At 31.5% G+C, this 14,267-nt stretch carries 13 protein-coding genes and 3 tRNA genes; 4 read left to right on the plus strand and 12 right to left on the minus strand.

Translation table 11 applies throughout. The annotated features are described in order from the left end of the window. Positions 1-2: 2 nt before the first annotated feature. Genes glmS through QM746_RS14645 form a run of 3 tightly spaced genes read right to left on the minus strand, consistent with a single transcriptional unit; the run spans position 3 to position 4,230 of the window. The gene (gene glmS, locus QM746_RS14635; RefSeq protein WP_414984896.1) at positions 3-1,853 is read right to left on the minus strand and encodes a glutamine--fructose-6-phosphate transaminase (isomerizing); all 1,851 of its coding nucleotides are present in this window, start codon (positions 1,851-1,853) and stop codon (positions 3-5) included. Between the two features lie 10 nt (positions 1,854-1,863). Next, positions 1,864-3,429 (minus strand): DUF4270 family protein, encoded by a 1,566-nt coding sequence (locus tag QM746_RS14640; protein WP_414984897.1) that lies wholly within the window; start codon positions 3,427-3,429, stop codon positions 1,864-1,866. A gap of 30 nt (positions 3,430-3,459) precedes the next feature. Next, positions 3,460-4,230 (minus strand): glycogen/starch synthase, encoded by a 771-nt coding sequence (locus tag QM746_RS14645; protein WP_414984898.1) that lies wholly within the window; start codon positions 4,228-4,230, stop codon positions 3,460-3,462. A 113-nt stretch (positions 4,231-4,343) separates the two neighbouring features. On the opposite strand from QM746_RS14645, the gene panC reads away from it, so the two are divergent. Further along, positions 4,344-5,186, plus strand: a complete 843-nt coding sequence (gene panC, locus QM746_RS14650; RefSeq protein WP_414984899.1) for a pantoate--beta-alanine ligase — start codon at positions 4,344-4,346, stop codon at positions 5,184-5,186. 93 nt (positions 5,187-5,279) lie between these two features. On the opposite strand, the gene QM746_RS14655 is transcribed toward panC, so the two are convergent. From QM746_RS14655 to QM746_RS14665, 3 genes are all read right to left on the minus strand, one after another. Then, positions 5,280-5,352 (minus strand) — tRNA-Lys (locus tag QM746_RS14655). A gap of 48 nt (positions 5,353-5,400) precedes the next feature. Next, positions 5,401-5,483, minus strand: a tRNA-Leu gene (locus tag QM746_RS14660). Positions 5,484-5,512: 29 nt separating this feature from the next. After that, positions 5,513-5,585 (minus strand) — tRNA-Lys (locus QM746_RS14665). Between the two features lie 87 nt (positions 5,586-5,672). On the opposite strand from QM746_RS14665, the gene QM746_RS14670 reads away from it, so the two are divergent. Then, a complete protein-coding gene (locus QM746_RS14670) occupies positions 5,673-6,194 on the plus strand; it encodes a shikimate kinase (RefSeq protein WP_414984900.1) in 522 nt (173 codons plus the stop codon). On the opposite strand, the gene QM746_RS14675 is transcribed toward QM746_RS14670, so the two are convergent. Beyond that, positions 6,166-6,600: an RNA-binding S4 domain-containing protein gene (locus tag QM746_RS14675; protein WP_414984901.1), complete on the minus strand. Its 435-nt coding sequence runs from the start codon at positions 6,598-6,600 to the stop codon at positions 6,166-6,168. The two genes, QM746_RS14670 and QM746_RS14675, sit on opposite strands and share 29 nt — an antisense overlap. 76 nt (positions 6,601-6,676) lie before the next feature. Here QM746_RS14675 and QM746_RS14680 point away from each other — a divergent pair, with 76 nt between their 5' ends. Next, positions 6,677-7,408 carry a hypothetical protein gene (locus QM746_RS14680; protein WP_414984902.1) on the plus strand — a complete coding sequence of 244 codons (732 nt, stop codon included), beginning with the start codon at positions 6,677-6,679 and terminating at the stop codon, positions 7,406-7,408. A gap of 12 nt (positions 7,409-7,420) precedes the next feature. Here QM746_RS14680 and recO read toward each other — a convergent pair whose 3' ends face one another. The 5 genes from recO to QM746_RS14705 form a co-directional block, all read right to left on the minus strand. Then, complete coding sequence (gene recO / locus QM746_RS14685) at positions 7,421-8,107, minus strand: DNA repair protein RecO (RefSeq protein WP_414984903.1); 687 nt, start codon at positions 8,105-8,107, stop codon at positions 7,421-7,423. Beyond that, positions 8,108-10,366: a T9SS type A sorting domain-containing protein gene (locus QM746_RS14690; RefSeq protein ID WP_414984904.1), complete on the minus strand. Its 2,259-nt coding sequence runs from the start codon at positions 10,364-10,366 to the stop codon at positions 8,108-8,110. It abuts the gene before it with no gap. Positions 10,367-10,370: 4 nt separating this feature from the next. Further along, the gene (locus tag QM746_RS14695; RefSeq protein ID WP_414984905.1) at positions 10,371-11,321 is read right to left on the minus strand and encodes a bifunctional metallophosphatase/5'-nucleotidase; all 951 of its coding nucleotides are present in this window, start codon (positions 11,319-11,321) and stop codon (positions 10,371-10,373) included. Next, positions 11,314-12,072, minus strand: a complete 759-nt coding sequence (locus QM746_RS14700; protein WP_414984906.1) for a 5'-nucleotidase C-terminal domain-containing protein — start codon at positions 12,070-12,072, stop codon at positions 11,314-11,316. The genes QM746_RS14695 and QM746_RS14700 overlap by 8 nt, the downstream gene beginning before the upstream one ends. A 96-nt stretch (positions 12,073-12,168) precedes the next feature. Then, on the minus strand, positions 12,169-13,170 hold the full coding sequence (locus QM746_RS14705; RefSeq protein ID WP_414984907.1) for an adenosine deaminase: 1,002 nt from the start codon (positions 13,168-13,170) through the stop codon (positions 12,169-12,171). A gap of 170 nt (positions 13,171-13,340) precedes the next feature. Between QM746_RS14705 and dapA the strand changes: the two genes are divergently transcribed. Continuing rightward, positions 13,341-14,213, plus strand: a complete 873-nt coding sequence (gene dapA, locus QM746_RS14710; protein WP_414984908.1) for a 4-hydroxy-tetrahydrodipicolinate synthase — start codon at positions 13,341-13,343, stop codon at positions 14,211-14,213. Positions 14,214-14,267: the final 54 nt, after the last annotated feature.

A 14,267-nucleotide genomic window follows, 5' to 3' on the forward strand; every position in this document is an offset into this window, starting at 1 on the left:
TTTTATTCAACTGTAACAGATTTTGCCAAGTTCCTTGGCTGGTCTACATTTGCTCCTCTGTAAACAGCAATATAATATGCCATCAATTGTAAAGGAATAGATGCTACAATTGGAGAGAAACATTCTGAAGTATCTGGAATTTCTATCACATAATCTGCCATAGATACTACTTGCTCGTCTCCATAATTTACAACAGCAATGATTTTGCCTTTTCTTGCTTTTATTTCTTGAACATTGCTTACAATCTTATCATAGTGTCCTTTTTTAGGTGCAATAATTACGATTGGCATATTTTCATCAATAAGAGCAATTGGACCGTGTTTCATTTCAGCAGCAGGATAACCTTCTGCATGAATATAAGAAATTTCTTTTAGTTTTAAAGCACCCTCTAAAGCTGCAGGAAAATTAAATCCTCTTCCTAAGTATAAGAAATTGGTAGCATTTACAAAGTGTTCAGAAATTTTCTTTACATATTCGTGAGTAGAATTAAGAACTTCTTCTACTTTTTTAGGAATATTATCTAACTCGGTAATAAGTTTCATGAAAACTGCATTACTAAGGTTACCATTATGTTTTCCTAATTTTAATGCAATAAGAGAAAGAATTGTTAATTGCGCAGTAAAAGCTTTGGTAGAAGCTACACCAATTTCTGGTCCGGCGTGTGTATAAGAACCAGAATCTGAAAATCTAGAAATAGATGAATCTACTACGTTACAAATACCATAGACGAAAGCTCCTCTTTCTTTTGCAAGTTTTATAGCAGCCATTGTATCTGCCGTTTCACCAGATTGAGAAATAGCAATTACAACATCTTTATTGGTAACAATTGGATTTCTGTATCTAAATTCCGAAGCATATTCTACCTCTACAGGTATTCTTGCATATTCTTCTATAAGATATTCGCCAATTAAACCAGCATGCCAAGATGTTCCACAAGCAATTATGATAATTCTTTCGGCGTTATTTATTCTTTCGAGGTGATCCCAAATTCCGGCCATTTTTATAATGCCTTCATTCACCAATAATCTCCCTCTAAGTGTATCTTGAATAGATTTTGGTTGTTCGAAAATTTCTTTTAACATGAAATGTTCGTAACCTCCTTTTTCTATTTGCTCTAAACTGAATTTTAATTCCTGAATTTCAGGTTTTATTTTTTCGTTATCTTTTATACTTCTTATATCAACGCCTCCTTCAAGAGAAATGGTAGCCATGTGTCCGTCTTCTAAATAAACGGCTTCTTTGGTAAATTCTACAAAAGGAGAAGCATCTGAAGCGATAAAATATTCATCATGCCCTAGTCCAATAGCAAGTGGAGAGCCTAATCTAGCCACTACCAAAACACCAGGATAATCTTGATGCATTACGCTTATTGCATACGCTCCGTAAACTTCGTTTAAAGCAATTCTTACGGCAGCTGTAAAATCTACATTTTGCGTCTCTATAATATATTGAATAAGGTTTACCAATACTTCTGTATCTGTTTCAGAAGAAAAAGTATATCCTTTTCCTAATAACATCGTTTTAATGGTATCATAATTTTCGATAATACCATTGTGAACTAATGCAATTTTACCATCATTAGAAACATGAGGATGAGAGTTTCTATCACTTGGGACACCATGTGTAGCCCATCTTGTATGCCCCATCCCAATGTGAGCGGTTCCTTTCAATTCTTTTGAAATATCTACTAAATCAGAAACTTTTCCTTTAGTTTTTTTTACTTCAAAATGATTTTTTTGGTCTTCCAGTACAATACCTGCACTATCATAACCACGGTATTCTAATCTTCTTAATCCGTTGATTACAACATCATAAGCATCTTGAAAACCTGTATATCCTACAATTCCACACATGTTTTTAGAATTATTTGTTTGAATAAATTACTTTTAACTGAGCTCTTTTATTATACTGAGCGTCAGAATTTGTCAAATTAGACCCCACCAAAACTACACTATTTGGCGTATAAGCTCTATCTGTATAATTAAAACCTAAATAAGATGTAGCACTAGTTGAAGTGTTCAGTCTGAAACTACCTACATCAATAATTAAAGGATTATTCTCAAGATAGTCATCTGTCTTATTTTTTATAGTATTGGTAATTGTCTGTGTAATATCTACATCATAATAAGCAGGATTTTTATCTAAATCTACTCCTTTTACCATAGTATAAAGAGAATTATATTGAAATGCAGTTACATCATCTAAAAAAGCATTTGCACCTTTAAGATATGCAATGAAATTTTGTGGTTTTGTGTATTTATTATCCCATGCTGCATCTGTATAAAATCTTACTTTAGCAGACATAATACCGATTTTTTTAGTATTATATAAATCTCTCAATTCTGCAATTGTAGAAGCTGGTATTTTTATTTCTGCTCCAGGACCTCCCATTCCTTGTACATACAATTGTTTGTCTCCCAATGTGGAGCTAGAACCAGATATTGCACTGCTAAAATTAGAAGATCTTGCGTATTGTATTTGATTAAAATGAGCGTTTGAAGAGCCTAAATCTAAAGTAAATGTAGAGGATGTTCTAGTAACAGTACTATTATCCGTTTTATCATATTTATAGTAGATAGTAGCAGTAATTCCATTAGGGTCAAAACTCATTAAATAGCCATCGTTTTCATCAACAGAAATTCTTAATCCTTTGAAATATCTTATAAAGCTCGCTACATCACCTAACTCAAAAGAACCTTTTTTGTTAATAATTTTTTGTTGAAAAAAATTAGCATCCAAAGGCATTCTAAAACCAATATCGTTACTGAAAAGTTCAGAATTATCAGAATCTTTTGTAATCTTAACAGACCTAAGGTAACCATCAAAAGTTTTTGTTCCTAATGATGCTCCCAAAGCTACTTGCTTGTTAGACATTACAGCATCTGTACTAGAATTTAAAAATTCATTCACTTCATCTACTCTAATGGTAAAAGTAGGTGTTGCCCCATTAATTTTATATTTCCCATATTTAGTTACTGGATAATTCGTAACTACTTTTTTTGCTGGCGTATTATCTGTACCGTATGTGAAGTTATCATCTAGCGTGGTAGTTTTAATAGAGTCTGTAGCTGTTTGATAAAGAGGTTTCATTTGCAAAACTACCGAATCTATTACTGCATTTGTTCCAAAATCCGGACTATAAGAACTTAATCTAACTTGTGTAACGAAAGAAGATTTTTGCATCCCGAAATTAGTTTCATTAAATGCGCCTAATGTAGCACTTACAATTTTACTACTATTAGACTGTATTGTATCATTATGAAACAAATTATATGCTATTACATTATAGTCTTTTACAGTTCCAGCCGCTGTATCTTGAAAAAACTGAGTTCCTAGTTCATCAGCTTCTGGTTCGCAACTTACAATTGCAATTGCTCCTATCGAAAGTGCAAAAAATACCTTAATGATATTCTTAAAATTATTTATCATTTATAAAATTTAAATATTTTGTGATTTGGTTTAATAAACTTCGTTGATAGAGTCTCCACTTACATAATCGAATTTTTTAGTATCAGACTCTTCATAAGCTTTATCTAGATTCTCTTCTAAAAATTCATCACCCTTCACTACAGTATCTACCAATTTCATACTTTCTACAACAAAGTTCTGAAAAGTAGGATTTTCTAATGCTTTTAAGTCTTTAATATTATCAAACTCTAATTTCTCTTTAATATTATCTTCAAACAAGGCATCTTTTTCGTTGTACATAGAAAGTACAATTTTAGTATCGCTAAAATAAGAATCCGTTTTATAGTAATTCTTAAGATAAATCGGGATAAAAGAAGCCATCCATCCATTAATATGAATAATATCTGGCACCCAATTTAATTTTTTAATTGTTTCTATTACCCCTCTGGCAAAGAAAATAGCCCTTTCATCATTATCTGAGAAAGATTCTCCATTGTCATCAAAATAATATTGTTTTCTTTTGAAGTATTCTTCATTATCAATAAAATACACCTGAAGTCTCTCTCCTGGCAAAGAAGCAACTTTAATAATAAGAGGTTGGTCTAAATCATTAATAATGATATTCATCCCAGAAAGTCTGATTACTTCGTGCAATTGAAATTTCCTTTCACTAATCAGTCCAAATCTAGGCATAAAAACTCTTACGTCATTGCCTTCTTGGTGCATTTTCAGTGCCATTTTGTTCACCATCATCGCCATATTGCTTTCTTCCTGATACGGGAACATCTCTGTGGTGACGTATAAAATCTTTTGATTCGGCATAATATTTATTTCTTCTGTAATACAAAGACGGTTAATTATGCAAAAATACAAAAAAATATACGAATACATTTTAATTAACAAATTTTTATAATTTTACAGCAAATACTATTTTTATGAAAGTTCTTAGAAATAAAAAAACTTTAATTGATTACATTGAAAGACAAAGAGAAATGGGCAAAAAAATCGGTTTTGCTCCTACAATGGGCGCATTACACCTTGGTCACATTTCTCTCTATGAAGCAGCAAAAAAAGAAAATGACGAAGTAATTTCTTCCGTTTTTGTAAATCCAACACAATTTAACAATGCTGATGATTTTGAAAAATACCCTCAAACGCTAGAAGACGACTTAAAACTTCTAGAAAACGCAGGTGTAGATGCGGTTTACGTCCCGAAAGCAATAGACATTTATCCCGAAGGTCTAAAAAGCAAACATTATGACTTTGACGGATTAGACCAAGAAATGGAAGGCAAATTCAGACCAGGTCACTTTGACGGTGTAGGAACTGTAGTAGAAGAACTCCTAAGACAAGTGCAACCACACAACGCTTATTTTGGAGAAAAAGACTACCAACAATTAGCCATCATCAAAAAAATGGTAAAAAAAACAAATTTACCAGTAAAAATACACGGTGTACCAACTTTAAGAGAACAAAGCGGATTAGCGCTAAGCTCTAGAAACCTAAGATTAGACGAAAAACAAAGAAAAGAAGCGGTAATAATCTACGAAACCTTATTAAAAGCCAAAGAATGGTTTAAAAGTTTATCACCAAAAGAAATAAAAGAACGTGTAGAAAACATTTTCAAAGCATCTAATTTTGAACTTGAGTACTTTACCATTACAGACGAAGAAACTTTAAAAGAGACAGAAACCTTCCAAGAAGGAAAAAACTACAGAGCTTTCATTGTAGCTTACGCTGGCGATGTAAGACTAATAGACAATATGCATTTAGAATAAAAGCAAAATAAAAAGCCTTCAAGCATTACTTGAAGGCTTTTAAACACCAAATCACAAAATATTAATATGAAAAAAATTTACTTTCGTAAATTGTGACCTGGCTGGGATTCGAACCCAGGACCCATACATTAAAAGTGTATTGCTCTACCAGCTGAGCTACCAGGTCTTTTAATTATAATTTTAAAAAATTAATAATTAAAAAATATTTTCTTCGTGCCTACGACTGGACTCGAACCAGCACATCCTTAGGAAACCACCCCCTCAAGATGGCGTGTCTACCAATTTCACCACGTAGGCGAAAAAATCGTATTGTACTAATTTACTCGTGACCTGGCTGGGATTCGAACCCAGGACCCATACATTAAAAGTGTATTGCTCTACCAGCTGAGCTACCAGGTCTGATAACGTTTCCGTTAAAAGTGGTGCAAAGATAAGGCTTTTTTTAAAATCTCAAAATTTTTTTAGACATTTGTATAAAATAAATTTATGAAAATTACTCTTATAGGCTACATGGGCACAGGCAAATCTCACATTTCCAATATTTTGAGCAACAAATTAAATTTTAAACTTTTTGACCTAGATAAAGAGATTTCTGAGAGAAATGAGCTCACTATACCTCAAATTTTCGAAAAACACGGTGAAATTTTCTTTAGAAAAGCAGAAAAAGAGACTTTAGAAAAAATTTTAACTTCAGAAGACGATTGTATTTTGAGCGTTGGTGGTGGCACTCCTGTTTATTATGAAAACATGGAAACCATCAATTCTAAAAGTTTGAGCATCTATCTTAGAACAAGCATTTCTACTCTCACAGAAAGATTAAAGAAAAATAAAGAAAAGAGACCTCTTATTGCCAACATCCCAGATGAAGATTTACCAGAATTTATTGCAAAGCATTTATTCGAAAGAAATCCTTACTACTCAAAAGCAGCATACATTGTGGATACAGATAACAAATCTGCTGATGAAATAGCAGAAGAGATTACTCTTCTTGCTCTAAATCATCAGTAAAAAATAAATCCCAATCATCCTCAGACATAGCAGAAGGAGCATCTGGAGCAATAAAATCGTCCATATCTCTACGGTCTTTTTTGGTAGGTCTTCCTTCTCCTTTTTGTCTGTAATAATCTTGTGAAGCTCTTCTTAATTTAAGAATTTCGTATTGTTCTTTGTCTGTTAAATCTGTTATATGAAGCGGAACAAGCTTAGCGCCTATCCTACTTTTAGGGATTTGCAGAACTTTAATTTTATAATCAATTTGATTTTTTCTAATTCTTATCACATCACCTTCTTTCACTTCCTTAGAAGATTTCACCGCATTTTCTCCAATAAATACTCTATTCTTTTTAATTTCTTCTGCTGCGATGTTTCTTGTTTTATAAAATCTAATACTCCATAAAAATTTATCAATTCTCATAATTTATTTATACTTTTGCAGTTATTGAAATATTAAAGCAATATTAAACAAACTAATCTAAAGGATAATAAAGATTATGAAAAAAATATTTTTGTTTTTGGCTGTAGCTTCTTTGGCTGTAACTTCTTGTAGAAAAGATGACGACAACAGCACTACAACGACAGAAGTGAGCATAGAAACACAAAATTCCTATGACGACGCAGCTATAAAGCAATTTTTAAAAGATAATTATTTTGACGCAAAGGGAAATATAAAGGCTTTTAGCAGTACAATAACTACAGATGACAACGAAATTCCTTTAGAAAATTACAGCCCTATAACATTACCTTCTGGCGTTGTTTATATTGTAAGAAACACCCCTACTAACGGAAAAACCATTGCTAGCAATGATATTTTGAGAATTATGCAAGTTTCTAACACTTACGTAGCTACAAAAAACACTGATGGTGCAATAAAATTTGATTCTCAATATACATTTAGAAATACTGTTACTTCAACTGGAACCCCTGAAGTGGATCCAGCTTATTTTTATGTAAAGAATTCAATCCTAACAAGTGACACCTATAAAGACAAAACAAGAAGTTACTTTGAAATTGAAGGCTTAAAAGAAGGTTTAAACTACTTTAAAAGCTACGAAATAGCTGATAGCGAAGATTACAATATGCAAGGTGTTATAATTGTTCCTTCAAGAGCAGCTTTTGCAAGAGATGATCATTTTGCATACTCTTCTTACTCATTTAGAAATAGAAGTTTTGTTTTCAGCTTCCAAATTTATAAAGCGGATACAAGAACATCTGATAAGGATTAAATTTTAAGAAAATCACTCAAAAATCTGAACCAAAACAGGTAAAGATTTAGGTGTGTAGAAATCTGGAAAATGAATTTTATAATACAAGATAATAGAATCTAGAAGTTTTTTTCTAGATTCTTTTTTTATTTTAAAGTCTGTATAATCTTCATTCAAAATAAACTTCCAAATTATAGAAATTTCTTTGTCTAAAGTATCAGACTCATACATTTCTTGAAACTCTCCTTTTGTAACATTCAAAAAATCACCTTTTTGAGATAAAGGAGAAATACCAAAAATTTTTAAAATATCAATGAAGAAAAAATAGTGTGAATAACTATTTCCTTTAGAAATCTGGAATACAATTTCCTTAATTTTCGAATATAAAAATAAATTTTGATGTTCATTTTTAAGAATTTGATGCAAAAAATCTGAAACAAAAAATGTTAAAGAAGAAATCTTCACATCATAATCTGAAAAACTATTTTCGATGCTTTCTATTTTTTTCACCAATAGAAGTTCGGTACTTTTTGCTTTATCTACTGTTGTTATCAATAATTCATTTAAAGGAACTAAATATGCTTTCTTTTTATTTTTAGAAGTATAAACACCTTTCAAAAAAAAGGATTGAAAGCCATTTTCTTTGGTATAACAATGCAGAATAGCATCATTATCTCCATATTTAAGATAAGATAAAAGAAAAGCTGAAAATTTATTCATTTAATTAACCACTGCTATTTTTGCTGTAGCTTTGTCTGTACCATCTTCATTGGTCATCAAAACAAAATAAATACCAGATGCCACTCTTGATCCTCTTGGATTATTGAGGTTCCATTCGTAATAACCGCCTCTCGCAACAGCACTGTGTACTAAGTTTCCTGCTGCATCTGTAATCCTAATATTAGTTTTTTCTGCCAAGCCTGTAATCTTAACATTGCCTTTATACTGAGCTGTAACAACAGGATTAGGATATACTTTTACATCACCAAAATTAGAAGAAACATTAGAAACATCTCCTTGATAAACTACAATCCCTTCAAAAGTTACAAAATACACTTTACCCGTTTTTGGGTCTACTTTAATATCCGTAACAGTATCATCCGGAAGAGGAGAATTAACCGCTGTAAAATGCTGAATTGTATTCTCTCCGTTAGAACTAAGATAAAAAACACCTCCTCCATCTACAGAAACCCATTTTTGGTTACCAGAATCTGTTTCTATTTGTAAAATACCTAAATCTTTAAATAATTCTTCGGCTAATCCATTTTGCGTAATTATAATAGGCTCTACTTTTGGATTATTATCTAGTGAAGATACACCTCCCGACAAGACCCTTAAACCTCTATCCGAACCAATCCAAACATCCCCAGATTTATCTAAAGAAACACTTAATGTTCCGGCTGCACTATCTGGCAAACCTAAGGTTTTATCAAATACATACTTTTTATCATCAGACAAATTAGTTGGCGTATTATTATAATTATAAGCTACAAAATAATTTTGTCTAGGTGTTGGAAACCATATTATTCCATCCGCAATTATAGGTTTTTGAGCGGCCGCAGATATATTCAAATCGGTAACATCAAAACTATCTGAAGACTTATTATAAAACAATAAAGATGAAGATATTGCTGTATAAGAAATTGAAAACGCCATACTTCCGATTAAGTTATTATTTTCATCAAAAGTAAGCCCAACTGGTCTATTAAGATTAAAATCTGAGCCTAATTGATAATATTTTACAAAATCAAAATCTTTATTCGATTCATTATAATTAAATTTATAGATTCCTTGTCCAGTTGTCTGACTATAATTAGCTATAAAAACTTCATTATTATTAGCAGGATTAGCTGTTACATCTAATGTATTAAATGATATTGGGTTATTTATAAAATATGATGGGTAAATCCATTGTCTACCATCATAATAATAAAAACCGAAATCTGGAATTGGACTTGGAGGATAATTATATCTTCCTTCTCTGGCACCACTAGAAACCCAAAGTTTATCACCTATAATCTGAATTTTATAAGAAGTATTAGAATAAGGCCCATCTGGCTTATAAGAATTTTTAGACTCATCTAAAATACCCGAAAATTTAGATGCCGAATACAATTTACTATTTACAAAATACGCAGAATTTAATTCTTCACCTGCATCAAAAGTTTTCTGCAAAACACCAGATAAATTATAGATATAAACTTTCGTTTGATCTGTTACTACAATATTTTGAGATTGTATTTTTATATCTTTTACATTTATAAAACTCTGTCCAATTAATGTAAGTAAACTCAAATCAGAACCAAACAATACAGAGTCATTATTCCCTAAAGCAAATATAGAATCTGCTGCTAATTGAGAATAATTACCAGAAGTTGTAGCCCATGAAGTATAAACAGAAAATGTCACATTTAGAGGATGACTTTTAATACCAGAACTCGTAACAGAATATACTACATCATCTTTAATTACAGATTCTAAAGCACTTACATAGCTTATTCCGTCAAAGAAAAAGCAAGTATCTCCGAATTCTTTTTTAGTTAAATCAAAAATAGAAACACCATATCCAACAGAAATTACGGCTTTATCTCCATTAATCGAAATATTATTGATGACTTTACTCCCTGTATAACTTTGCGAAAGCGGAATATCTACCACATAAGTTACTCCATCTTCTGTTACCACATCCAAATTACCAGATTTGTAACCAATTAATGCAACTTTGGTATCTGGATTATAATCAAATGCAGAAATCTTTACTTCGTGAAGTCCATTTGCTTTTGATAGTTTTGTAATTTCACCCGAAACAGTATCATAATAAAAAACTCCATTCTCTGTAGCAGCAATTATTTTTCCGTTGCTTTCCTTAAAAGCCAAAACATTATTATAAGAAAACCAATCGCTCCATCTATTGCCAGATTGAGAAAAGGCAAAAGAAAACATTGAAACTAAAAGTACTACCGAAAGAAGTTTTTTCATAATTTTAACCTAAGATTCTATCATCTATAACTTGATTGTTCCACGAAATATTTTTCACAGATTTATTTTTATCAAAATAAAAATCTATTTGCCCTAAAAGCAATCCTGCAAAACCTACTTGATTTACCAATACATTTTTACCACTTTTATTAATAAAACTCTGTGGTTCTGGCAAAAAAGTATGTGTATGTCCGCCCAAAATCAAATCTATATTATCTGTTTTGGCAGCTAAAATTTTGTCTGAAACTTTTTTAGCATCGTCTCTGTAATCGTAACCAATATGAGACAAACAAATTACCAAATCACATTTTTTATCTTTTCTTAAAAAATCTGCAGATTGTTGTGCAATTTCAATGGGGTCTAGATATTTGGTTTCTTTGTATTGTTTTTTGCCTACCAAACCGTCTAATTCAATTCCTACAGCAAAAATTCCAACTTTAATTCCGTCTTTATTGAAAATTTTATATTTCTCTGTCTTTCCATCTAAAATGGTATTACTAAAATCGTAATTAGAAGTAATAAACGGAAATTTAGCATTGGGTAAAACCTTCAAAAAACCGTCTAAACCGTTATCAAAATCATGATTTCCCATAGTTGAAGCATCATAACCCATCATAGACATCAGTTTAAATTCTAATTCGCCTCCATAAAAATTAAAATACGGAGTTCCTTGGAAAATATCTCCAGAATCTAGCAAAAGAACATTTTTTTCCTGATTTCTAATCTGCTGAATTAACGTAGCTCTTCTTGCAAAGCCACCTTTATTGGCATTTCTACCATCCGAAGCGTCAAATGGTTCTATTCTGCTATGTTGGTCGTTGGTGTGTAAAATGGTTAATTTATAATCAGAATTTTGGTTTAAAATTCTATTTTTTTCGGCAAACATCAAATTGGGAGCTAAAGTAAGCGCCAACGTTCCACCGCTTATTGTTTTTAAAAAATTCTTTCTATTCATTTGTTTTGCCTATAAAATTTAAACGAGTCTCTGTAGAAGCTTTTATTTCTGGGTTTTTCTTAAAAAATTCCATAAAAACTTCTCGCATTTTCAAACCAGTATTAATAATTTCTCCTTTCGAGAAAAATTTCATATTATCGCCTCCTAAAGCTAAATAATCTGACGTAGCAATATAATAAGTCTTGTTTACATCCACTTTTTCGGCATTTATAAGTGCGTTTTTCAAAGATTTACCTTGAGTTTCTATATAAAGATGAGAAACCGGATTGTTTTTTTCTGTTTCGGCATAATAATTAAACAAACCGTCTAAATCCGAACCTTTCATTTTCACCAAAACGATTTCATTTTCAAAAGGCATTACTTCAAAAACATTTTTCACCATAATATCTCCAGCTCCAATTATCGCTCTAATTCCGCCAATATTAATAACCGAAGCATCTACATTGGGAATATTGTTTTTTGAAGCCCAATCTTTAGCGCCTTCATACGTAAAATCTGCCAAAAGATTGCCAAGATTGCTGTTGTTTCCTTTTTTATTAAGTTCTACCGAAGTATGAGAAACTTTGGTATTCATTTGTTTATCCAGTCCTTCTTTATAAGGTTTTATGAAATTTACATAATCTGCATTATCTTTAATTTCACTCGTGATACTGGTATTTTTATGAGGCTGAACCTGTGCTACTTGCAATGTACTTTTACACGCCGAAAGCGATAAAGTAGCAATTGCCAACAACAAAATTTTATTTTTCATATTTAAAATATAATCTTTTACAAATATAATTTTTTAAAGAGCAAAACAGTTTAAAAGAACTTTAAACTTTTATTATTCAGTGGTAAACTTTCAATTTTAAGCTAAATTTTCCACATCAGCCAAATGTTTTGCTTTTTCTTCTTCCGAAAGCAAAGAATATTCGAAACTGTTTTTCACTAAAGTCTTTATTTCTTCTTGTGTTAAATTTAACGCTTCGGCAGTTTGCAAGAAATTAGCATTCATATAACCTCCGAAATAGGCTGGGTCGTCTGAATTTACAGTAGCTTTCAAGCCTAAATTTAACATTTTTTTCAAAGGATGGTCTTTCAAATCGTCTACAACTTTCAATTCAAGATTAGAAAGCGGACAAACCGTAAGTGCAATTTTCTCGTCAACCAATTTTTTAAGCAAAACCTCATCCTTTAAAGAATTATTACCGTGGTCTATTCTTGAAATTTTCAACAAATCCAAAGCTTCCCAAATGTATTCTGCGGGACCTTCTTCGCCAGCGTGAGCCACGGGAATATAACCTTCTTTTACAGAAGCTTCAAAAACTTTTTGAAATTTACTCGGCGGATTTCCTTTCTCCGAAGAGTCTAATCCTACCGCTTTTATCAAATGTTTGTAAGGAAGAGATTGCTCTAACGTTTCAAAAGCATCTTCTTCGGATAAATGACGAAGATAACTCATAATTAAAAGCGAAGAAATTCCATATTTTTCTTTAGCATCTTCTCTTGCTTTTTGAATTCCGTTAATTACCGTCCCGAAAGAAATTCCTCTTTTGGTATGCGTTTGAGGATCAAACATAATCTCTGTATGCACTACATTTTCTTCGGCACAATGTTTAAAATAAGCCATTGTAAGGTCGTAAAAATCTTTTTCGTAAAGCAAAACGCTTGCTCCAGCATAATAAATATCTAGAAAATCCTGAAGACAAGAAAATTGATATGCTTTTTTAACTTCTTCTACAGATTGATAAGGAATTTCTACTTTATTTCTCTGCGCTATTTCGAACATTAATTCTGGTTCAAAAGTTCCTTCGATGTGTAAGTGCAATTCTGCCTTCGGAACTTTTTTTATATAATCTGCTACATTCATACTGTTTTTATTTTTAAAAAAGAAAACAAATGTAAGAAATTCAAGATTAAGAAGCTCTTTTTCTAATGATATATTGCATACAAAAAAATACATAATCGATAAATAAAGCTATCTTTTTTTATGAAAAATTTAATATCTTTGGCAACACTTAACTTTATAACTTATAACAAATGAACAATTTAAAAGGAGTTGGCGTTGCACTGGTTACGCCATTCAACGAAGATCTCACGGTAGATTTTGCTGCTCTCACTAGTCTGATTGAGTACAACATTGAAAACGGAACAAATTATTTAGTAGTATTAGGAACCACAGCAGAAGCTGCTACCCTATCTAAGGAAGAAAAAAAAGAAGTTATAAAACACGTTATAAAGGTTAATAGTAAACGTCTTCCATTAGTGTTAGGAATCGGTGGCAACAACACTTTAGAAGTAAAAAAACAAATTGAAGAAACAGATTTATCAGATTTTGATGCAGTGCTTTCTGTTTCTCCATATTATAACAAACCTAATCAAGAAGGGCTTTATCAACATTATAAAGCTTTAGCAGAAACTGGTAAACAAATTATTATTTATAATGTACCTGGAAGAACCGGACAAAACATTGAAGCGAACACAACATTGCGTTTGGCAAATGATTTTCCTAATCTTTTTATGATTAAAGAAGCTTGCCCAAATATTAACCAGTATTTTGATATTTTAAGAAAAAAACCTGCAGGATTTTCTCTGGTTTCTGGTGATGACGAATATGCACTTCCCGTTACTTTAGCTGGCGGAGATGGTGTAATTTCCGTTATTGGACAAGGTTACCCGAAAGAATTTTCTACAATGCTTCAGCTTGCATTCGAAGGAAAAGTAAAAGAAGCTTACGAAATTCATAATAAATTGGTAGAAATTACCCGACTTATTTTTGCAGAAGGAAACCCTTGCGGAATTAAAACCGTTTTGGCAGAAAAAGGAATTATTAAAAATTACCTTAGATTGCCTCTAGTTGCTGCTTCCGAAGGTTTACAAGCAAAAATTAAAGAAGAAATGGCAAAAATTTAATTCTAAAAACATTTTAAAATAAATTTATAGAACTTACCTTTGTGTAAGTTCTTT

Source organism: Cloacibacterium sp. (assembly GCF_047601505.1).
Lineage (GTDB): Bacteria > Bacteroidota > Bacteroidia > Flavobacteriales > Weeksellaceae > Cloacibacterium.

What these genes read in the sequence shown, in the direction of transcription:
- QM746_RS14695 (WP_414984905.1), bottom strand. Translation starts at nt 11,321, where the DNA reads ATGAATAGAAAGAATTTTTTAAAAACAATAAGCGGTGGAACGTTGGCG.
- QM746_RS14705 (WP_414984907.1), bottom strand. Translation starts at nt 13,170, where the DNA reads ATGAATGTAGCAGATTATATAAAAAAAGTTCCGAAGGCAGAATTGCAC.
- QM746_RS14690 (WP_414984904.1), bottom strand. Translation starts at nt 10,366, where the DNA reads ATGAAAAAACTTCTTTCGGTAGTACTTTTAGTTTCAATGTTTTCTTTT.
- QM746_RS14670 (WP_414984900.1), top strand. Translation starts at nt 5,673, where the DNA reads ATGAAAATTACTCTTATAGGCTACATGGGCACAGGCAAATCTCACATT.
- dapA (WP_414984908.1), top strand. Translation starts at nt 13,341, where the DNA reads ATGAACAATTTAAAAGGAGTTGGCGTTGCACTGGTTACGCCATTCAAC.
- recO (WP_414984903.1), bottom strand. Translation starts at nt 8,107, where the DNA reads ATGAATAAATTTTCAGCTTTTCTTTTATCTTATCTTAAATATGGAGAT.
- QM746_RS14700 (WP_414984906.1), bottom strand. Translation starts at nt 12,072, where the DNA reads ATGAAAAATAAAATTTTGTTGTTGGCAATTGCTACTTTATCGCTTTCG.
- QM746_RS14645 (WP_414984898.1), bottom strand. Translation starts at nt 4,230, where the DNA reads ATGCCGAATCAAAAGATTTTATACGTCACCACAGAGATGTTCCCGTAT.
- glmS (WP_414984896.1), bottom strand. Translation starts at nt 1,853, where the DNA reads ATGTGTGGAATTGTAGGATATACAGGTTTTCAAGATGCTTATGATGTT.
- panC (WP_414984899.1), top strand. Translation starts at nt 4,344, where the DNA reads ATGAAAGTTCTTAGAAATAAAAAAACTTTAATTGATTACATTGAAAGA.
- QM746_RS14640 (WP_414984897.1), bottom strand. Translation starts at nt 3,429, where the DNA reads ATGATAAATAATTTTAAGAATATCATTAAGGTATTTTTTGCACTTTCG.
- QM746_RS14680 (WP_414984902.1), top strand. Translation starts at nt 6,677, where the DNA reads ATGAAAAAAATATTTTTGTTTTTGGCTGTAGCTTCTTTGGCTGTAACT.
- QM746_RS14675 (WP_414984901.1), bottom strand. Translation starts at nt 6,600, where the DNA reads ATGAGAATTGATAAATTTTTATGGAGTATTAGATTTTATAAAACAAGA.